Below are 21449 nucleotides of genomic sequence, written 5' to 3' on the forward strand. Positions count from 1 at the left end.
TTAAAGATCTAAAAAATGAAAATACTAAAGTACATTATCCTGATTTCATGTCTCACCCTTGTAGCAAGCTCGTGCAGCAAATGGATTGATGTCAAGCCTGCCGATAGGCTGGGAGAGGAACAGCTGTTTGTCAATCGGGCCGGCTTTATGAAAGCGATCAACGGCGTCTACGTCGAAATGGCCAGTACGGATCTTTACGGACAGCATATGAGCACGGGAATTATAGACGTCCTGGCACAATATTACTACATCAATGGCTCTACACATGTGTTTGACAAGTATAACAACTTTGTTTATACAGAAGCGAGTGTCAAATCTGGCTTCGAGCAGATTTGGAAAAAAGCCTATGAGCTTATCGCCAACTGCAACGTTATTCTGGACAAATGTGGGAATACTCCGACTGAGATCCTGCCGCAGCCCTACTTTGGAATCATCAAAGGCGAGGCACTGGCGTTGCGGGCGATGATCCACCTCGATATGCTCCGCTTGTTTGGGCCGATCTATTCCGAAGACAGCAAGTACAAGCCAGCATTACCCTACATCGACAAAATCAGTTATGACATCGCACCCTTACTTGGATCCGAAGAATTTACCGGCCATGTTGTTGCAGATCTTGAAGCAGCTCTTTTATTGTTGCAGGACAGTGATCCGATACGGACAGAAGGTGTGCGTAATCAAGGTAGCCCGACAGGAGAGAATGATCTCTATTATCGGCAGTATAGGCTCAATTACTATGCTGTAAAGGCATTATTGGCAAGAACATACCTTTGGATGGGCAATCGGACAGCAGCATTAAAATATGCCGAAGAGCTTTTGACCGAAGTACAATCGGCTGATAAAATGACTTTCCCCTTTGTCACCTTTGCAAGTGCTGTAAGTGTTGACAAGCCAGACCGGATGTTTTCGACCGAAGTGATGTTCTCCTTATACAATATTAATAGAAAGGAGATGTACAATAGATTATTTGATGTCAGCCTGCAATCAAATAACAAACTTTCTTTTTCCAACGGCGATGTCAACGATACACGCGTAAGAGCCATTTATGATGATAACAATGATTTCCGTCGTCGGATTTGGCAAAGTGCTTCCAATGGTACGACCACCGCGACGACCAATATGAAATATGCCGATGTGATCGATGGGCCCGGGCGCTATATGATCCCGCTTATCAGACTGTCCGAGGTGTTGCTGATTGCGGCAGAATGTTCGCCCGAACTGGCCAAGGCGACGGCCTATTTCAACAGCCTGCGCACCGCACGCAACTGCGTTTCGCTTGCACCCGTCGATCAGACGGCACTGAAAACCGAAATCACCAAAGAATTCAGACGTGAAATGTTGGGTGAAGGACAGCAGTTTTTTTATTATAAAAGGAATGCCATGCAGGCTTTACCCAATTCTTCCACACTCAATATCAGTCCCGAGAAGACCATGGTACTTACGAATTACACTGTTCCGCTACCGGACAGTGAAACCTCACAACGTTATTAATTAGGTATACAATTATGAAAAGAACAACCTTTTATATCCTGTTTTTTCAGCTGTTTGTACTATTTACGGCCTGCAAAAAAGAAATCATGTCCTATGAAGGTAAGGAAGGCGTCTATTTCGCGATGCGCCATGGTACAAATGAGTATCTTCCAAATCTATGGCCCTATCAGCCCTTTACCGATATAGACTTTGTACGCATGAGTGCCGACGAAATTGATTTTCCAGTTCAGGTGATGATCACAGGCCCTAGCAAGACGTATGATCGGATTTATCGGGTGGAGGTCAATCCAGACTCCACTACCGCGATTTTGGGGCAGCATTACGAGGCTTTGAAGGACCAATATATTCTGCCTGCCGGTGCTGTTTCGGCGCAAGTCAGTGTGCGGCTTAAGCGCACAGCCGATCTCGAAGAAAAACCCGTAACCCTGGGCTTAAAACTTGTAGCCACCAAAGACTTTGCACTTTCCTTCCCCGAATGGCATTCTATCCCATCTTTAAATTCAGGTACTGTGGTGCCACAATTTGATGCTACACTGCATTCTTTGCATATCAATGATGTAATGGTGCAGCCCGCTGTCTGGTCCGGTTCCTTGCAAGCCGGAAATAGGGAGTCAGGATTGTTCGGTGTTTTCTCCAGGCGTAAAATGGAATTTTTGGCGGAATATTTAGGACTCAAATATGAAGACTTTGGCACCGCGGAGACTATGCCAATGGCCAGGATGATGCTTATCGCCAGCGATGCGACAAAGGTTCTGGTTAACCGCTATAATGAAGGAAAGCCTGTCCTCGAAGATGATGGCCGGTTGATGTGGATGGGCACGGTACCCTGGACCTCATATTTGGGCGTTCCGTGGGTCCCGGGCGGATAAGATAAAATCAAAAGAAGAGCAAAATCAGTAGGAATAAACAAGTTATTTTGAAATGAAAACCTATCAGTTAATCATGGGCGCAGTCTTCCTATTTATCCTAGGAGCCTGCAGCAAAGACCTTGGTAATTACGATTACCAGGAAATAAACGAATTGACCATCAAAGATATCAACGAAGAATATACTTTACGGACGGGACTTGATACCTTAAGTATAACCCCTAACATTACGGCTTCTATGGACGGCAATGATCTCACCCGTTATACGTATAATTGGATTCTCAGAATTGACAATAAAGTTTTTGATACCCTCAGCAACGTAAAAGATATCAACTATCCAGTTCTATTAGCGCCAGGGGAATATGCTATTTTTTACCGGGTGCTTGACAAAATGACCGGTGTCTCCTGGGCAAGCAATGTCAAGCTCAAGGTCGTCTCACCTTATTCCAGAGGAATTTTAATCATGGGAGAGGACCCTGAAGGCTATGCTGAGGCAGAAATGCTGTCCATGCAGAGCGATACCGTCCATGTCAGGCACGTGCTATCCAGATCAGGCTTGCCACGTCTTCGCGGACCACTGGGGATGGTACATACCGGCGGCTCGAGTGCATATGTCAGATTGTGGGCGATGACACGTGAAGGGTCATATTTTTTAGACCGGGCATCCATGACTGCTACCTCAGACAATCATCTGGGACGTTACGTATTTATGTCCGATCATATCGATCCCGAAACGCTAAATCCCGTCGTTATTGCACCGCAGATACGGACAGCTACTGGTGATATCGGTAGTACCCTTTATCGTGCCTTGGTAACCCAGCGCGGCGATGTTTTTGCAAACATACCCCTATTGATGGCGGGTGACTTTTACAACAATCCTGTGAATAGGGTAGCGGCCGCCCCGGAAGAATTGATTCCCGCGGCGCCCTATTTACTATACCCTATCAATAGTATGAACAATGTCATGTGGTATGACACCCGTTATCAGCGCTTCCTAAATTATACCAGTATCGGATTGTCAACGACCTCCACGGTACTTGCAGATAAAGACGGTGAAGCATTCCCCTGGAATCAACCCGTGGGCCGTACACTGGTGTATGCTGAAAATACCCGGAACACTGATGGAGGCTCCAATAATGGTAATTCATTTGCCTTGATGAAAGACAAAGATAACAGTTACCATATCTACAAGTTTTATGCAAATGGAACGAATCCGGCAAAACGGAATGCGTATACAGTCAAATCCATTGCGACGGATTTTGATAAAGCAGAAGGATATGCCTTTTCATCCAATCGCAGTATTATATGCTATTTTGTGGGCAGCAAGCTCTATGCCTATGATTATAATCCCGGTTTCGAAAAGATTTATACTTTTCCAGAACTAGGAACAGATGCGATTACCATGATTAAGTTTGATACCCAGATCGACCATTTGACCAATAGTCTCTATATCGCCAGCTACAAGGATCAAAAAGGTATTCTTCGTCGCTTTAAAGTGGGCAATAACCCAAATATCGTTGAATTGCAGTTGCAGGACAATAGCACTTGGACGGATCTCATCAAAATACAATCGATTAATTGGCGTGCAGTCAATTAAAAACTATTTAAATACAAGAAAAATGAAAATAATTATCACAGCAGTTGCTCTGCTATTAGGAGCCTATTCCGCATTCTCGCAAAGTAGTCAGTTTAGGGTTAAAGGAAAAATAGGGAAAGCCAACAATGGAAAGTATGTCAAACTATATTACCAACGCGACACGGTAAAAGTCGTCGATAGTGTGCTGGTAACAGGTGGTACCTTTGTCCTACGTGGCCAATTGACCGATCCCACGCTAGGTCATTTATCTATGGACAATATGGAATCCGGCGATCGTATCGATCTTTTCCTTGCGGGGGGGACAGTCCATGTCGAAACAAAAGATTCGTTGAGTTATGCGCGAATATATGGTACAGCATTCACTGAAGCACACGAAAAGCTGGCCCAGAAATTAAGACCTGCCGACCGCAAAGTGATCGATGGATTTGTGCGTTTTAAAAATATGCCTGAGGGCGAGGAAAAAAAAGCGTATGTTACCGAGCTTCTCGCGGGCTTGGACCAATACACACGATTTAAGCGGGAAGTGGTTCATCAGTTTGTTGTAGAAAATCCCGGATCCTATGTTTCCTTATACCATTTAAATCAAGTAGCAGGTGGCAATGTTAATTATGAGACAACCTATCCTTATTACGACAAACTTAGTACTGAGGTGAAAAATAGTGCCTTGGGCAAGCATCTTGGCGACCGCCTGTCGGCGGCCAAAGGAATCCTGACAGGGCAGCTTTATAAAGATTTTGTATCGACAACACCAGACGGCCAGGAGCTGAGTCTGAAAGAGGTGATCGTTAAAAACAAGTATACCTTGCTAGACTTTTGGGCCAGCTGGTGTGGGCCTTGCCGAAAAGAAAATCCGCATGTTGTGGATACCTATGAAGCATTTAAAAAGCAAGGATTTACCGTGCTGAGTGTTTCGCTTGACGATGACAAGACACGATGGACGGAGGCGATTAACAAGGATGGCATGCCCTGGTACCATGTTTCCAGCCTCAAAGGTTGGAAAGAGCCAGCGGCAGCACTCTATGGCGTTCGGGCTATTCCCCAAAATGTGCTAATTGACAGCCAGGGGAAGATTGTAGCAACAAACCTACGGGGTGAAACACTTTTCAATAAAGTACAAAGTCTTTTAAAATAACCTGTCAATAGGCAGTTTTCTGGTGTGTATTTATCTGACAGAAAATTAAACAAAGAGCTTCCTTTCGGTTAGACGGAAGGAAGCTCTTTTTCTTATATCCTGTAATCTCCCCTAAAAATAGCTACGATTATTAAAGTAGCTTTATAAATTTAGTCCAAATGCTCTACTTCTAAATGCTCCAGTTTTTTTTCAAACTTTTTTCTTACTGATATAGGAAGTGTTCTATGTTTAAATTATTGATAATGAGATGAACTACCTTATATTGATGATTTAGTACCTTATTAATTTAATATATGATTTCAATTTTTAGATATTTGCAAATGGCTCTATTGATAACTTTGGATAATGTCTATAAATTGTACAATCTTGATTCTTCAAAAAAGACGGAAGGAATAGTTATTCTCAATCAGCAAAATGATCCTAAAAAGGAATATACAAATAATAGCCGTCTATTTGATGGTTTATTGTTAGGATTTCTGATACAAGGATCCATGAAAGCACAGATTCATTTTTTAGAATATGAAATGAGCGCAGGGGATATTGCTGTTTTACAGCCGCAATTGATGATGGATACAAAATCATTGAGTGACGATGCCCAAATTGTAACCATTGGTCTTTCGTTAGATTTTATTACAGCATTTCCAATTTTACGTGAGTTTGTAATGAACAACCAAATGAGATGGCAGCCAGTTATCAGACTTCAACCTGAAGAGATTAAGTTGCAAAATGATTTATTGACGCTTATACAAAATTTCTATAATAAAAAACCTAGCCATAATAAAACGGAAATGCTTCGACATCTTGTTATGGTTCTCATAAGTATGATTTCTGAAGTATATTCTTCTTTACCGAGTAACAAAAGCTTGGTTAAAAACCGCACACATGAGATTATAGACGATTTTTATCTACTCATTTCAAAACATGCAAACCAACAAAGAAGCGTTGCGTTTTATGCTAATAAGCTACATTTAACACCACAATATCTTTCCACCTTCCTGAAACAGAGAACTGGAAAATCTGTATTACAGTGGATTGATCATATCACCATTCTACATGCTAAAACACTACTGAAATCTTCTAATTTATCAATTAAAGAAATTAGCAGCGAGCTTCATTTTGAAGAAACGAGTGTCTTTTGCCGATACTTTAAAAGAATAGTGGGGGTGTCGCCAAAAACCTATAGAAACGAATAATAATTTATGTCCTTTTTATCTGAACTATTTACAGCATATGATTAGCTTTCAGATTGTACGTAAACACCATTAAATTGTCAATACCTGCTATTTATCGCTGTTTAATTTTACAGGATGAAAAAAACAGGTAAAAAAGCAGCTATTGGATTTATTTTTATAACGTTGTTGATTGATATTACAGGTTGGGGAATTATACTTCCCGTAGTTCCTAAACTCATTGGAGAACTTATCAATAATGACCTAAGTGAAGCTGCGAGATATGGAGGTTGGCTTGGTTTTGCGTATGCCATTACGCAATTTATATTTGCACCTATAGTGGGTAATCTTAGTGATAAGTATGGGAGACGCCCAATTATTTTAATTTCTCTTTTTGGATTTGCTATTGATTACGTACTCTTAGCACTAGCGCCTTCTATTGGGTGGTTGTTTTTTGGAAGAATCATTGCCGGTCTTACTGGGGCTAGTATTTCAACAGCTAGTGCATATATAGCTGACATATCGACCGATGAAGACAGAACTAAAAATTTCGGCTTAATCGGCGCAGCTTTTGGATTAGGGTTTATTATAGGTCCTGTAATAGGTGGTTTGCTTGGCCATTATGGCGCGAGAGTTCCTTTTTATTTCGCTGCTATATTATGCATGGTCAATTTTCTTTACGGCCTGCTTATACTACCGGAAAGTTTAGAAAGGGATAAACGTCGGTCATTTAGCTGGAAACGTGCAACCCCCATTGGAACAGTTAATTTTTTGAGAAAACAGTCAAAAATATCAAATCTCGTCATCGCTTTAATTTTGGTCTATGTTGCCCTCCACGCTGTACAAAGCAATTGGCATTTTTTTACTATGTATAAATTTAATTGGACGGAAAGAACTGTAGGTCTATCGCTTGGTTTGCTTGGCTTATTGCTTGGCTTAGTACAAGGCATTCTAATGAGGTGGACAACGCCAAAATTAGGGGAACATAAAAGTGTATATTTTGGGTTGCTATTTTATGCATTAGGTTTAATGCTTTTTGCATTTACTAATCAAGAGTGGATGATGTTTGTTTTTCTCGTTCCTTATTCCTTAGGTGGAATCTGCGGACCGGCACTTCAATCAATAATCAGTAAAAATGTTCCTGCAAATGAACAAGGTGAACTGCAGGGGGCATTATCAAGTTTAGTGAGTGTTACGGCTATTTTGGGTCCTCCAATTATGACAAACTTATTTTATTATTTCACTCACGATAAAGCACCATTTCAATTTTCAGGAGCTCCGTTTTTTCTAGCATCCATTTTAATGTTTATTAGTGCAATTATCATATATTTTGCTTTTCGACAAAAACGTTAAAAAGACGCTAAAGATTAAATGCCTCACCCTTCAAATAGCTGAGTCTATTTTCGTTCATAGCTTCTGTTTTGTGATAAACAGAAAAGCCACCACCTTGTTTAAGCTGACATCGTAATATAAAATATTATGCTGACAATGAATGTGATAAAAATTAAACCATTGTGCCTTCTTGGTTGTTTGCTAATAATATTAGTATTTTTGAATGCGTCAACTGCCAAAAATCAAAAGGCACAATGCAGTGCTTTTGGTACAATTGAAAAACATGGAAAGGAGTATAATACATTGTGATCTTGATACATTTTTTGTATCTGTCGAGCGCTTGGAGAACAGCAAGCTCATCGGCGTACCCGTGCTCATAGGAGGAAACAGCGACCGCGGGGTAGTAGCCTCTTGTTCCTATGAAGCCCGTAAGTTTGGCGTACATTCGGCTATGCCCATGCGGCTGGCCCTGCGCATGTGTCCAGACGCAGTAGTCGTACGGGGCGATCACGACCGCTATAGTCACTATTCCAGTATCGTCACGCAGATCATCGAAGAAGACACGCCCATTGTCGAAAAAGCCAGTATAGACGAACACTACCTTGATGTCTCCGGTATGGACCGCTTTTTTGGCTGTTGGAAATGGACACAGGAGCTCCGCCAGCGCATTATCCGAGAGACTGGGCTACCCATTAGCTTTGGTCTTTCTGTGAATAAGACCGTCGCCAAGATTGCCACCGGTACAGCCAAACCCTGCGGCGAAAAGCAGGTGCAGAATGGCACCGAAAAAGGCTTCCTCGCACCGCTATCCATCCGAAAAATCCCAATGGTAGGCGAGAAGTCCTTTACGCTGCTCCGGAATATGGGAATTTCGAAGATCGGCACCCTGCAGCAGATGGAGGTGTTCACCATGCAGAAAGTGCTTGGTGAGAATGGAATCAATATCTGGCGCAAAGCCAACGGGCTCGATGATTCACTCGTGTTGCCTTTTCGGGAGCAAAAGTCCATGTCCAAAGAAAACACCTTTTTGCAGGATACTATCGATATGGATGTACTCCGCCGCACCCTGATCGGTATGGTCGATACACTGGCCTTTGATCTGCGCAAAGAGCAAAAGCTGACTAGCTGTGTCACCCTCAAGATCCGTTATAGCAATTTTGATACCCACACGCAGCAGTTGCAGATCGGTTATACCAATTCGGATCGAAAGCTTACCGATGTGGTGCTTTCACTCTTCAAGAAACTGTATAGCCGCAGGATGCTGATACGCCTTATCGGGATTAAGTTCTCGGGTTTAATTTACGGATCCTATCAGACCGACCTCTTCGACGATAGCGCCGAGGAGGTCAATCTGATGCAGGCCATGGACAAGATCCGAAAACGCTATGGCGCCGAATTTCTGATGAAGGCCATCTGTGCGCCGCTGCCGGAGAAAGGAGGGGATCATGCTCTTAAATCTACATAGTTACTATAGCCTGCGCTTTGGCACGCTCAGTCCGCAGGATCTTATCTCGGGCATGCTTGCTGGCGGTTATGATACCGCCGTACTTACCGATATCAATAACAGTTCCGGTTCGCTTGACTTTATTAAGCTGGGGCGGGCCGCCGGATTGAACCTGCTCGCCGGCATGGAGTTTCGCCACGACGATCAATTTTGTTTCGTCGCCATCGCCAAGAACGAACAGGGCTTTCGGGAGATCAATGACTATCGGACCAAGCTTAATATGGAAAACCGTGCTGTACCCGAGCGTGCACCCGAATTCGAACAGGTCTTTGTCATCTATCCCCTTAGCAAACTCAATGCTTTTCCGCTAAAGGACTACGAATACATCGGCATCAGACCCATTGAGCGTACACGTGTCCAGTTGATGGACCGAAAGGTGCTTGACCGCTGTGTTATCCTGGCACCAGTGAGTTTTCGTAAGGCCGACTATACCTTACATCGGCAATTAAGGGCCATTGACAACAACCTGCTGATTTCGCAACTGAGCCCGGATCAGACTGCAGCCGAGGACGAGGTATTTATCCCCCGGGTTAAGCTGATGCGGTTATTTTCGGATCTGCCGCAGCTGCTCGCCAATACAAACCGCATACTGGGCCAGTGTTCTTTCAGTTTTGATTTTACCAGCGTCAAGAATAAAGCAACCTTTACGGGCAATCGCTACAACGATAAGCAACTCCTGCACAAGTACTGCATAGATGGCTTCTCCAGGCGCTATGGTCGTCAGGACCGGGTGGCCACCGAACGCATTCAGCGCGAGCTTGAGATTATCGAAAACTTGCGTTTCTCCAGTTATTTCCTCATCACCGACGAGATCTGCCGCTATGCACGAGGGCGCAATTTTCACTATGTAGGCCGTGGATCGGGAGCCAATTCTGCAGTGGCTTATTGCCTGGGGATAACCGATGTTGATCCCATTGCGCTCAACCTACCTTTTGAGCGTTTTCTTAACCCCAAGCGCAAGAGTCCGCCAGACTTTGATATCGATTTCAGCTGGAACGAACGTGATGAGATTTATGATTTTATTTTTAATCGTTATCAGACAGGCCATACCGCACTTATGGGCGCTATGAGTACGTTTCGTTCGCGGAGTATCTTGCGCGAGCTGGGTAAAGTGTATGGACTACCCAAGGCCGAGATCGACCGCTTGGTGCATGAGCCCGAGCATATGCTCAACAAGAATGAGGTGACCAATACCATTCTGAGCGTTTACAACCGCATGGCCGACTTTCCCAACCAGCGCACCATCCATGCCAGCGGCGTGCTCATCTCCGAGGAACCATTGACCTGTTATTCGGCGATGGACAATCCGCCAAAAGGGCTGCCGACTGTGCAATTTGATATGTATGTGGCCGAAGATATCGGCTTCGAGAAGTTTGATATCCTTTCGCAGCGCGGCATCGGCCATATCAAAGATTGCCGTACCATTGTGCGGGAAAACTTGGGGGTCGTCATCGATACCGACAATCCCAAGCGTTTCTTTCAGGATGCCCATATTGCAGCGCAATTAAAATCGGCCAATACCATCGGCTGTTTCTATATCGAGAGTCCGGCCATGCGGCAGCTGCTCACCAAGCTGCGTTGCGATGATTACCTGACTTTGGTGGCTGCCTCATCCATTATTCGGCCAGGTGTGGCCAGTTCGGGCATGATGAGCGAGTACATCCGTCGGCATCACGACCCCACGACGGTCGTCTATCCACACCCTGTATTTAAAGAGCAGCTCGAAGAGACCTATGGCGTAATGGTCTATCAGGAAGATGTAATGAAAATTGCCAATGCCTATGGTGGACTTGATATGGCCGATGCCGATGTGCTGCGGCGTATGATGTCGGGCAAATACCGGAGCAAAGATCACCTAATCGAAATTGAGGATAAATTCTTTTCCAACTGTAAGGCCAAGGGGTACCCCGAAAAAACTACCCGCGAGATCTGGCGGCAGATGGAAAGTTTTGCGGGCTATTCCTTCAACAAGGCGCATTCAGCATCCTTTGCAGTAGAGAGTTATCAGAGTCTTTTCCTCAAGACCTACTATCCTTTGGAGTTTATGGTTGCGGTTCTCAACAATTATGGTGGCTTTTACAACCGTAAGGTCTATGTCAATGAGGCCCGAATTTCAGGTGGCAATATCTGCCTGCCCTGTGTCAATCAGTCGGTATTTAATACCTCCATTCGGGGTAAAGATATTTACCTCGGTTTTGACTGCCTGCTCAATTTGGAAGGTAAACTGGCCCATCGCATTATTGAGGAGCGCGAAGCCAATGGCACGTATACGAGTCTGGAGAACTTTGTTAAACGGACGCAGACCGGTATTGAGCAGGTCGTTATCCTGATCCGCGTTGGAGCCTTGCGCTTTACGGGGACGGGCAAAAAGCAACTGCTGTGGGCGGCACATCTGATGATGAGCAAGCATAAGCCTGTGGCAGCGGGTATAGCACTGTTTGAGACCGAGAGTCGCAAGCCTATACTGCCACCTTTGGAAGAAGATATCCTGGAGGATTATTACGACGAGATGGAGCTGATCGGCTTTTGCGTCACAGGAACCCTTTTTGATCTTGCCAAAAGCGATTACCGTGGCGATATGCCGGCCCGGGAACTCCATCTGCATGAAGGTAAAATAATACGGATAGTGGGGGACTTTGTCTGTGAAAAATTTGTCAAGACCAAGCGCGGCGACCTGATGAAATTCGGCACTTTCCTCGATGCCGAGGGACGCTTTTTTGATACGGTACACTTTCCACAAACACTGGTGAAATATCCGCTCCTTGGTGCAGGAATCTATTTGATCGAAGGTAAAGTTGTTGTCGAATATGGCTGTCCATCTATCGAGGTGATACGCTGTGCCAAGATGCCGCTAAAGCCCGATCCGCGGAGTGAATAATGAACTTCTGAGTCATATCATTAAAGAATTTTTATGTGTAGCTGTAAGTGTGTAATCAATTTTGATTACATTTGTATTATGGAAAAAAGTATGGAACGTTTTAAAGGAATTCATCCAGGGCTTATCTTAGAAAGAGAGCTTAAAAGGCGTGCGATTAAGCCAAGTCCATTTGCCCGCTCTATAGATACACAAAGACAAATATTCAATGCAATCATAAAAGGTAAACGCGGCATTCCAGTACCTTTATCATTGAAAGTTGACCATGCACTAGGAATTGAAGAAGGGACTTTTGCGTTGTTACAAACTTTTTATGAAATAAAAAATGCTAAAATAAACCTTGGAAGTATAAACAAGCCAGATTTGACTACTTTGCGAAAAGTTCTTTTTTGGGACACTGATGTCAATAAAATAGATTGGGAAAAACAGGCTAAAGCCGTAATTCATCGTATTTTCGAAAGGGGAAATCAAGAAGAGAAAAATGAGATACTAAGGTTTTATGGCAAGGAGCAAGTTCAGCAGGCTTTATCTGAACCAACAACAGCTCCAATGTTGTTGCATAAACATTAGCGCAAATAATTATGTTATATTATAATACTGTTAATCACCTATTAAGAGATACACTATTAACTGGACTTGCAAATAAAATCGGCAGTGCTAGTTAAGCAGCTTTTTTAATTTTTTGCTCTTTGTTATTAAATTGCTCAATTGTAAGATTTCCCAATGTGGAGTGACGACGTTCTCGATTATACCAGATTTCTATGTATTCGAATAATTCTGCTTTCATCTGATCCTTGGTAATCAACTTATTACCGTAAATCTGCTCGGATTTTAGCGTTTTGAAGAAGCTTTCTGCTACTGCATTATCCCAGCAATTACCTTTTCTACTCATACTTCTTGTTACGATTTTATAGGAATCTAACGTGTTACTAAATTTTTCACATGCATATTGTACGCTACGGTCCGAATGAAAAATTAGACCAGGAGACAGTTTACGGTGCTTAATTGCCATTTTCCAAGCTGCCAATGAAGTTTCTTCAGTTTTCATCGCATCACTGATATTCCAACCAATACATTTGCGGTCATATAAATCCAGAATGGTGGTTAGATATAAAAAACCTTCTTTGGTATGGATGTAAGTAATATCAGGTACCCAGACTTTTGAAGGCTCTGAAGCTTTGAAATTTCGGTCTAATACATTGTCCATTATTTTATGTGCGTGTTTTGAATCGGTTGTAGCTTTAAATTTCTTGCCTATTTTACTCCGTAGCCCCATATTTTTCATATACTTAGCGACTGTATTTCTAGAAACTTTAATTCCATCATCCAACAGCTCCGCAGTTATTCTAGGACTGCCATACCGTTGTTTCTTATCGAAATAAATAGCCTTTATCTTGTCCTCCAGATTGCTACATTTCCTGCTTTTTGTCTGTTGGGACCGTTTTTGCCAAGCATAATAGCTTCTAGATCCAACGCCCATAACTTTACACATCTTTTCAATCGAATATAGCCCCTGATGTTGCTTGATAAAACTATATATTACCGATCGCTCTTGGAAAAGATGCCTATGGCCTTTTTTAGTATTTCTAGTTCCAGTTCTGAGTCTTTAAGTTTTTTTTCCAAGAAACTAATCCGCTCTTGTTCTGGCGTTTGCTTCATATTTCCATTCCCAGGGAAACTTCCTGATCCAAACTCTTCTGACTCTTTACGCCACTTATATAATTGGGCAGCAGAGATTCCCAACTCACGAGCTAGCTCAGAAAGATTTTTCCTGTTTTTACTTAATTCAACTGCTCGCTCTTTAAAAATGCGATCGTACTTTTTACGGACTTTAATCATTATTTCAAAATTAAGATATTTTATTGTTCTTAACTTGATCTGCCGACTAAGTTAGCAACTCCACTTGCTGAACTTAAAAGTATGCTAAACTTGAGAGCTGCTTGATTCTTACCCACTACTGTTTGAATTCGCCTATTTTCTAAATTTAATTAAAGTTACCTTTGCATGGATATTAAGAGAAATATTATGAAAAGACTAAATGGAAAAGTCGCCTTAGTAACAGGATCATCCAGAGGAATCGGAGCCGTTACCGCAATAGCCTTGGCAGAAAACGGAGCAAAAGTGATCGTGAATTATAATGGAAGCAAAAATGCTGCAGACGAAATTGTTGAGAAAATTAAATCCAGCGGTGCCGAAGCGATTGCTTTAAAAGCAGATGTAAGCAAAGAAGCCGAAGTGGAAAATCTTTTTAATGAAGCCATTGCAGCTTTCGGTAAATTGGACATACTCATCAATAATGCTGGCATTATGATGACTAAACCTATCGCGCAAACGTCGACCGAAGATTTTGATCAGATGTTTAACATTAATGTGAAAGGCGTTTTTAACACCCTCCGTCAGGCGGCTACGAAATTGCACGATGGCGGAAGCATTGTCAACCTAACTTCTACAGTTACCCGTACACTTTTTCCTGGTTACGGTACTTATTGTGCAACAAAAGGGGCTGTGGAACAGTTTACCAGAATCTTTGCGAAAGAAATGGGCAGCCGTGGTATTAATGTGAATGCGGTCGCACCGGGACCTACCGAGACGGAACTTTTTCTGGATGGAAAATCCGAAGAGGGAGTGGCAAGATTAGCAGCCAGCAGTGCTTTTGGAAGATTGGGACAGCCTGAAGATATCGCTAACTTCATCGTCAATATGGTGAGCGAGGATTCCAAATGGGTTTCCGGGCAAATCATAGGCGCGAATGGTGCGATGGCATAATCCTGAGATTTTAATTTTACAATGAAGAACGAAAATGAATCGCTGTAAAATTTTTATAGAGAAGAGTTAGGCATACTACCCAGTGAAACTTTTAAGAAAACAGGGCACTTCCATGTGTTTAAGATGCAGGACTATACCGGTCCTGCACCTGCATTTCCTATGTCCTACAGCCGCAAAGATTATTATATAGTCGCCTTGATCCGAAGGCCTCATATCGTTGAATATGCCGATCACAACTACTACATAAGGCAGAACATGTTGATGTTCGCCAATCCGCAGACTCCGTACAACTGGAGGTCTAAAAACATACAGCCCGCGGGCGCTTTCTGCGTGTTTACGGAAGACTTTATGAAGGGATGTGGCAACATCAAAAATTATCCACTTTATCAGCCAGGTGGAACTCCCATTCTCGATCTTACCGATGAGGACGTGGAACAAATAATGATACTATTCAACAAAATGTTCACAGAAATCGAATCAGATTATAGTTATAAGTATGATCTGTTGCGAAATCATCTGCAGGCTGATAAAGCTGAGGGAGATATCTAAATTATCTTTTTTTTAAGCCTAAATAACATTCCGGAAACTACAGCGATAACGCCGTAGGATAATACAATTCCTAAGCTCCACGTTTTTGATAAAATATAGCAGGTGGTAAAAATACCCATAATGGTAAGTGAAATTAAAATCGCCTTTACCCTTTTGACACTAATCTCGTAGCGATTCAATAGATAGAATAGTAATATATATACTATTAATGTAGGGAGAGATAATACGATTCCGCCTATCAATATCCAAGGGAAAAGCCACATATCATTGAATACTTCTTGGTTCTCAAACCCCATATAAGTTGAAAGGATGATTGGTGTTATTAATATTGTAGTTCCCCAATGCTTAAAAACATACGACCAGTTCATCTAATAACTCCCCTTCCAAAGTTTAGTTTTTCGTCACTCAGCCCACTGTAATCCAAAAAAGTCCAACCTTTGACAGCTGGTTCTTTGATTGCCATCAAAGTCGAGTAACTAATCATTTTTTTTGTACTGTCTGGTATTCCGAATATAATCAATTGTGGAAAGAAGCAGTACTCCATATTTTTTACTTTGGTAATTTCCCTATCGGTATAGTTGATTACCGAATCTATTTTAACGTTATCTTTATGTATTGCTGCGATACTTTTCTTAAAAAGCTTTAAGGCATTTTCTTTTCCGCCCATTGCTTTAATCAGCCTTGGCGAGGTTAAGTTTAAAGTGGCAAGTGTGTTGTTAAGAGTCGAGGTTGCGCTTATTTTAGACAATGCAGCTCTAAGCTCAGGATCTTTCTGAGCGTAACCAGCTGTAAAATTGAAGATAATGGCAATTACTATTAATAAAAAGGGTTTCATCGTGCTTTGTTATTCTAAATGTCTCACTGCAGTTTGATGTAGGGTTCTATTCCTTAATATGATCTTTCAATTCTTCTTCCAAACGATAGAATAACGCTAACTCATGCTTTAGCTGGTCCTTTTCCGAAATAACTGGAGGTTGGTGAGGCTCCGAAGGGTCAAATGGGCCCTTTACAATTTCCAAAGTGACTATGTCTCCCAGATGAAGTGTGGTTTTTAGCCAATCAACATGACTTTCTGCATCCGAATCTAGGCCGCCAATCTGGAAACCAAATGCGTCATTGCTGCCTCCTCTACGTGCAAAAGTAGCCATCGCATGCAATACGTAGTGAGCCTTGTTAAATCCTGCTTTTGTAATCTGTTCGCCGTTTATTTTGATATTGATACCTAAATTGTCCATAGACTTATTTGATGTGGTCTTTTAGTCTTTCTTTCAGATGATAGTATTTTTCCAGTTTGTTTTTTATCATGACTTCCTGGTCTATAGCACTTTTGGTTCTCATTTTGGGTTCGTCAAAAGGAGCTTCAATCACTTCAAAAGTAATTGCATCACCCGCTTTAAGTTCGGTTCCGTACCAATAGAGATCGTCGTTCTGCTCACCATCCATTCCACTTACATTAAGTGTAAGGTCTTTACTTCCGTTATTTCGCTCCGTAAGGGTTACATTGCCAATTAATACATAATCATCTGTGTCCAATCCGGCCTTTGTGACTAGATTGCCATTGACTTTTATTTTAAGACCTAGTTTCTTATCCATAATCTTTTCTGCGGTTAGCCCTAAAATTCTTTACTATTTCCAGTCCTTAACTCTTTTAATCAACTCCTTGGCAATTGGAATATCTGCAGGAGCAAGCTTCCAGTTTAGTAGATCACTGACTTCTACCTTAATTTATATCGTACGCCAAAATTCAAATAATTGGGATCAAACACGTCTTCATCAATATAGTATTTCGCTTTATAGCCAGCATAAATCTGCAGTTTTTTTGCAATAGCGAGTTCCATACCAATTTGAACGTTTAATGGTATGTAAGTTTCCTTAACCCTCGTTCCAGACTGCTTCCATTTCTCGCTGTAAAATTCTGCCCCAACCCCTGCATTTGTGTAAGCTTTGAAAATATTGCTAAAATTGATCAGATCGTAACCATAATCAGCACCAATAAATGTAATGTTTGCCGTACTGTATCCAACATTCCCTAAAATATAATTTCTGTTCTTAAGACCATATTTAGCTTGAAAACCATAATACAAATCATAGGCAGGCGATTCGAGTAATAAGTCACTATTTGCACCTATAGCTAGAGAATTCTTCTGAGAATATCCTATAAATGAGATAAAACAGAAGATAATTAAAAAAATACATTTCATAAATTTAATGATAATAAGTTTCAATGGTATAAGTTAAAGTCCAATTTAATCCTTTTTTTTATAAATTGCCCAATTATTTCGTGGTTTGTTGAAGTTGTTTAGGCCATGCTAATGTTATTGGCTAAGCTCAGGTAACATAATCGCGTTCAGGATCTAATTTTTCGTTCTTTTTACACACCATTAAAAGGGAGAGCGAAATTGCTGTCTGTAATCTATTTCTTTCTCATTTTAATTTAGTTATGTGAATAATGATCATTTACCATTTAATTAAATCTTCAATATTTTTAGGAATTTCCGCACAAATGCTTTCAACAATAAAGTCCGATATAGCATTCGGATTATTGTCGAGCGGAATCTTAATCCTAAGAATTTGGAAGGGAAAATTGGGAATGAAACTTTTTAGGGGAGATAATACGTTCGTTCTTGATTTTGTATAAAAAAACTCGAAATTTGACTTCATTAAATTTGCACTTCCTTTAAAGCATTCTAAACCGGCGATAGTAAATGTTGTAACATGAGATGTTGTATCAATCTGAGTTACAACAGGAGGAGATATCAACGCTTTATAAAACAATTCAGGGCCGAAATTTAAAAGAGCGACATCTTTCATCTTATTGGGGGCTTCTTTTAAATCACTTCTTACAAGTTTTTTAGTTAGATTTATAATATAATCTGGTTTACTAATTTTGACTTTTAATTCCCCATTATTGATTGAATTGTCTTTAATGATATTTTCATTATATATTGTATCTTTCTGCAATACTAAGTTACTCTTTATATAATATACATATTGCAAATATAATTCGTTAACCTGAGGGTTGTCGAGTGGCGTTAAATACCATTTAAGTACAATTTTGCCTTTTCCCTGATCCTTAAATTGACTTTGAGACACTGCTTCCAATTTTATAGTTGCAAAAAGGAAGATAGTTGAGATTGTCCTAATTATGAAGAAATTTGATATTCCTATTTTTAGTAAATTCATAAACTTAAAGGAGGTTAAACTAATTATTACTCGAATATAAGTTTAATTAACTGTAGCTGTGGCAGGAAATTATCTGTTGTAGACTTGATCTTAACATTTTGTATTTTTAACCTTTTTAAATTCTTCGAAAGATTACTGATTTTCGCAGTAAATAGTCGTTTACGGTTTAAATCCAACGAAATTTTCATTTGCTTTCTCCAGATTTAAGATTGATAATTCATTATGGACTATTGTATCTCAAAATATACCAATTTTTCTGAAGGAAATATCGAAGTTCAATAAGGATCACTGTGGAATTGCAACAATAAAATGGATACCTAGTTAAGCTGCAATATTTTATTTATTTTTCTAGCAAACTCCTCTGGAGTAAGTATTCTAAGGCAGCATGTTGCCTTTTTCGGTTGTACCAAGCCTCAATATATTCAGAGACAATAGGTGCAGCATGCTCCCTGTAAGCTTTTTCAATCAACTCGTTCGCAATTGGAATGTCTGCGGGAGCCAGCTTCCAGTTTTGTAGACCACTGAATTTTACCCATTCAATTAAATCATGATCTGTGGAATCTATTCGTGGAATCTTTGATTGACAGGTTTAGCTTTAAACTTCCCACATACCGGAACGAAAAGTAGTCGGGCAAATTCCCGTCAGATTAATAGATAAGATCTGATTTCTGATTAGCTAACTGTTCTTTTATAATCTTAAAATTGAATAATATTTTGTGCTAAAAATATTAGTAATAATGTATTTATTTACTTATATTTGCATTGGTAACCAATTTAAAAACATTGTATTATGAGTGAATTAAAACAGTCGAAATATATCGATATCACGACAGATTATGGCTTTAAAAAAGTTTTCGGATCAGATACTAATAAGGATCTTCTCATTGCTTTCTTAAACGAGCTCTTTAGAGGTCGGAAGGTTATTGCTGACCTGTATTATAACAAAAAGGAACATGTCGGTGATACAGCGGATATCGGTACCGTTATTTTTGATCTGACCTGTACGGCAGACAATGGGGAACGGTTTATTATTGAAGTGCAGCGCACGTCGCAGGTTAATTTGAAAAAGCGTATGCTCTACTACAGTAGTAAATTAATTTCGGATCAGGCACCTAAAGGCAACCGAAGGGCTTGGAATTATGCAATTAGCGAAGTCTATATCATTGTATTGATGGATGGATTTGCAATGCCTGATGCGGGGGAGGAGAAGTATTTTTTGCACGATATTTGTTTATGTTATCGAGATCATGGTAAAATATTTTATGACGATTTAGGCTTTATATACGTAGAACCCCGAAGGGCTCTATCATTCCTAAATAGAGAAATAAATTAATGATAAATTGGTTAACTTTGTTAAAGCTGAGGCAGAGTTAGTTAATGATTTAGATCGTTGGCTTTACGTACTCAAAAATATGTCTTCGCTAAATGGACTTTCCACTTATTTGCGTAAGCCTATTTTTAAGAAGTTATTTCAGTTAGCAGAGTATAGCAAACTAAAACCGGAGGAACGAGAGATGTACAACGTAAGTTTAAGGAATAAATGGGATGCCGAGAGTATCCGAAGTAGTCAGGAGGAGCAATTGAGACGAGCGCGGGAAAAAGCAATGGCTGAAGGAAGAGCTGAAGGAATAGCCGAAGGAGAGGCTAAAGGAAAAGCAGAGGGAGAAGTTATGGGAAAAGCGGAAGTAATAAAAAATCTTTTGTCTTCGAATAAGCTTTCGATATCGGAAATTGCCGAATTAGCGGACGTCACTGTAGAGTTTGTAAAGCAGATCGAGGCAGAGAAGGCTAAAGGAAAATAAAACAGATTACAATATAAGATTTAACGGCCGCCTGGATATTTTCCAGGCGGCCTTTTTTTGTGATTATAAATCCTATCTTAGTCCTATGCTGTACAATCCCTTTGAACAAGTCACCAAAAGTTCCTTTCGCGAGCTTGTCGAGTCCGGCTATGTCGACTTTGTGCTGCAGCGCTTGGAGTGGCCCGATGTCAAGGAAAAGACAGGCTTTCTGCTAACACCCTATAATGATAAGGAAGCCGCCGATCAGCATGCCGATCAATTGGGAGCAAAGGAGGGAAGGGCCTTGCAGCTGCCGCAAGATGCCGATAAAATCGAAAGTTTGTTAACGACAGGATCAGGCTATCGGATTTTTCTCCATACCGATATTGAAATTATCAAAAAGACTTTTCCGCAGTTGCGGGATGAGCGTCGTCAATTGGATTACAATTATGACTATCTGGAAAACGTCCAGGCCATTACCTTTCCCAAGTATCCAACCCTGTATAAGGACAAGGATTCCAGCCAGCTGGCCTTGACCGAGATGGAGTGGGGGGGATTGCCTACCTATATTGACGGTCCGAAGCTGCAGGCCGATCGCCGGCGCAATATAAACGAAGAAGATATGCCACCCATTTTCCTGTTTGAAATGCCCAATGAAAAGTTGAAGCATTATTCGGTGTATACCTTGAGAGGATATCCAAACCTCCCAGATGGAAAGCATCGTTATGAGCAATTTGACTGGGAGGGATTGCCAGCATTGGGAAGTGATAAAGGGCAGACTTCGTTATTTTAAATCAGCATCCAATGGGAAGTTTAACAAAATATGTATCAAATGATCGTCCAGAATTCGCGGTATTTATCGAAGATGACGATAAGGTCTGTTACGCGTACTTATTAAATGAGGAAAGAATTGTTGGAGATATATGGTTATATAATAAGGCTCCGACTCCGAGCGAACCTGAATGGCATAGCAAGGAAAATCTACCGTTTTTAAATCCTGCGGAGTTTGTCAAAGAGAATCTCGAACCATTTGATACGAGTTCGCCTGTCGAAGTAACCTGGGATTTTGGGGAAGAAACAGTGGCTAAGATATTTTTAGGATCCAGATTGATTGCAAAACTTACCGAGGGATCCTGTCCCGGTTGGTCTAGTCTTGTGACTAAAGATGGACCGTTGGCGCAGAAGATTTAATGTCTTCACGAAACTA

General features: G+C 41.1%; 22 protein-coding genes. 15 read left to right on the forward strand and 7 right to left on the reverse strand.

The genetic code is table 11. The features are described from left to right. Positions 1-15: 15 nt before the first annotated feature. From VXM68_RS14145 to VXM68_RS14185, 9 genes are all read left to right on the forward strand, one after another. A complete protein-coding gene (locus VXM68_RS14145; protein WP_367209080.1) occupies positions 16-1488 on the forward strand; it encodes a RagB/SusD family nutrient uptake outer membrane protein in 1473 nt (490 codons plus the stop codon). A gap of 14 nt (positions 1489-1502) precedes the next feature. Next, entirely contained in the window at positions 1503-2357 is an 855-nt protein-coding gene (locus VXM68_RS14150) for a DUF4843 domain-containing protein (RefSeq protein ID WP_312365602.1), read from the forward strand. 52 nt (positions 2358-2409) lie between these two features. Continuing rightward, positions 2410-3951: a PKD-like family lipoprotein gene (locus tag VXM68_RS14155; RefSeq protein WP_367209081.1), complete on the forward strand. Its 1542-nt coding sequence runs from the start codon at positions 2410-2412 to the stop codon at positions 3949-3951. A 22-nt stretch (positions 3952-3973) separates the two neighbouring features. Beyond that, positions 3974-5083, forward strand: a complete 1110-nt coding sequence (locus VXM68_RS14160; protein ID WP_367209082.1) for a thioredoxin-like domain-containing protein — start codon at positions 3974-3976, stop codon at positions 5081-5083. A 293-nt stretch (positions 5084-5376) separates the two neighbouring features. After that, on the forward strand, positions 5377-6276 hold the full coding sequence (locus VXM68_RS14165; protein ID WP_312364708.1) for an AraC family transcriptional regulator: 900 nt from the start codon (positions 5377-5379) through the stop codon (positions 6274-6276). A gap of 114 nt (positions 6277-6390) precedes the next feature. Beyond that, on the forward strand, positions 6391-7605 hold the full coding sequence (locus tag VXM68_RS14170; protein WP_367209083.1) for a TCR/Tet family MFS transporter: 1215 nt from the start codon (positions 6391-6393) through the stop codon (positions 7603-7605). Between the two features lie 262 nt (positions 7606-7867). Further along, a complete protein-coding gene (gene dinB, locus VXM68_RS14175; RefSeq protein ID WP_293952325.1) occupies positions 7868-9049 on the forward strand; it encodes a DNA polymerase IV in 1182 nt (393 codons plus the stop codon). Continuing rightward, positions 9030-11966 carry a DNA polymerase III subunit alpha gene (locus VXM68_RS14180; protein ID WP_367209084.1) on the forward strand — a complete coding sequence of 979 codons (2937 nt, stop codon included), beginning with the start codon at positions 9030-9032 and terminating at the stop codon, positions 11964-11966. Before dinB ends, VXM68_RS14180 begins: the two co-directional genes overlap by 20 nt. Before the next feature lie 78 nt (positions 11967-12044). Further along, on the forward strand, positions 12045-12533 hold the full coding sequence (locus VXM68_RS14185) for a transcriptional regulator (protein ID WP_367209085.1): 489 nt from the start codon (positions 12045-12047) through the stop codon (positions 12531-12533). A gap of 91 nt (positions 12534-12624) precedes the next feature. On the opposite strand, the gene VXM68_RS14190 is transcribed toward VXM68_RS14185, so the two are convergent. Then, positions 12625-13503: an IS3 family transposase gene (locus VXM68_RS14190; protein WP_367211302.1), complete on the reverse strand. Its 879-nt coding sequence runs from the start codon at positions 13501-13503 to the stop codon at positions 12625-12627. Beyond that, positions 13503-13802 carry a transposase gene (locus VXM68_RS14195; RefSeq protein ID WP_070566721.1) on the reverse strand — a complete coding sequence of 100 codons (300 nt, stop codon included), beginning with the start codon at positions 13800-13802 and terminating at the stop codon, positions 13503-13505. Before VXM68_RS14195 ends, VXM68_RS14190 begins: the two co-directional genes overlap by 1 nt. A 186-nt stretch (positions 13803-13988) precedes the next feature. Here VXM68_RS14195 and VXM68_RS14200 point away from each other — a divergent pair, with 186 nt between their 5' ends. Together VXM68_RS14200 and VXM68_RS14205 are read left to right on the forward strand one after the other, a co-directional pair. Continuing rightward, positions 13989-14729, forward strand: a complete 741-nt coding sequence (locus VXM68_RS14200; RefSeq protein WP_209575300.1) for an SDR family oxidoreductase — start codon at positions 13989-13991, stop codon at positions 14727-14729. 123 nt (positions 14730-14852) lie between these two features. Then, positions 14853-15278 (forward strand): hypothetical protein, encoded by a 426-nt coding sequence (locus tag VXM68_RS14205; RefSeq protein ID WP_367209086.1) that lies wholly within the window; start codon positions 14853-14855, stop codon positions 15276-15278. A gap of 364 nt (positions 15279-15642) precedes the next feature. Here the strand turns inward: VXM68_RS14205 and VXM68_RS14210 are convergent, their stop codons facing one another. The 5 genes from VXM68_RS14210 to VXM68_RS14230 all read right to left on the reverse strand — a co-directional run bounded on the left by VXM68_RS14210 (position 15643) and on the right by VXM68_RS14230 (position 18461). Beyond that, positions 15643-16113, reverse strand: coding sequence for a hypothetical protein (locus tag VXM68_RS14210; protein WP_367209087.1), 471 nt, complete (start codon positions 16111-16113; stop codon positions 15643-15645). Positions 16114-16159: 46 nt separating this feature from the next. After that, a complete protein-coding gene (locus VXM68_RS14215; RefSeq protein WP_367209088.1) occupies positions 16160-16513 on the reverse strand; it encodes a hypothetical protein in 354 nt (117 codons plus the stop codon). Positions 16514-16517: 4 nt separating this feature from the next. Further along, positions 16518-16871, reverse strand: a complete 354-nt coding sequence (locus tag VXM68_RS14220; RefSeq protein WP_367209089.1) for a hypothetical protein — start codon at positions 16869-16871, stop codon at positions 16518-16520. A 122-nt stretch (positions 16872-16993) separates the two neighbouring features. Then, positions 16994-17479 (reverse strand): hypothetical protein, encoded by a 486-nt coding sequence (locus tag VXM68_RS14225; RefSeq protein WP_367209090.1) that lies wholly within the window; start codon positions 17477-17479, stop codon positions 16994-16996. Between the two features lie 256 nt (positions 17480-17735). Then, positions 17736-18461, reverse strand: a complete 726-nt coding sequence (locus tag VXM68_RS14230) for a hypothetical protein (protein ID WP_367209092.1) — start codon at positions 18459-18461, stop codon at positions 17736-17738. Positions 18462-19251: 790 nt separating this feature from the next. Between VXM68_RS14230 and VXM68_RS14235 the strand changes: the two genes are divergently transcribed. The 4 genes from VXM68_RS14235 (at position 19252) to VXM68_RS14250 (ending at position 21433) form a co-directional block, all read left to right on the forward strand. After that, a complete protein-coding gene (locus VXM68_RS14235; RefSeq protein WP_367209093.1) occupies positions 19252-19794 on the forward strand; it encodes a PD-(D/E)XK nuclease family transposase in 543 nt (180 codons plus the stop codon). Between the two features lie 7 nt (positions 19795-19801). Next, positions 19802-20263 carry a PD-(D/E)XK nuclease family transposase gene (locus VXM68_RS14240; RefSeq protein ID WP_367209094.1) on the forward strand — a complete coding sequence of 154 codons (462 nt, stop codon included), beginning with the start codon at positions 19802-19804 and terminating at the stop codon, positions 20261-20263. 85 nt (positions 20264-20348) lie between these two features. Continuing rightward, positions 20349-21035 (forward strand): hypothetical protein, encoded by a 687-nt coding sequence (locus VXM68_RS14245; RefSeq protein WP_367209095.1) that lies wholly within the window; start codon positions 20349-20351, stop codon positions 21033-21035. 11 nt (positions 21036-21046) lie between these two features. Beyond that, entirely contained in the window at positions 21047-21433 is a 387-nt protein-coding gene (locus VXM68_RS14250) for a hypothetical protein (protein WP_312365251.1), read from the forward strand. The last annotated feature ends 16 nt before the right edge of the window (positions 21434-21449 follow it).

It is taken from the genome of Sphingobacterium sp. R2, assembly GCF_040760075.1.
Classification (GTDB): Bacteria; Bacteroidota; Bacteroidia; order Sphingobacteriales; family Sphingobacteriaceae; genus Sphingobacterium.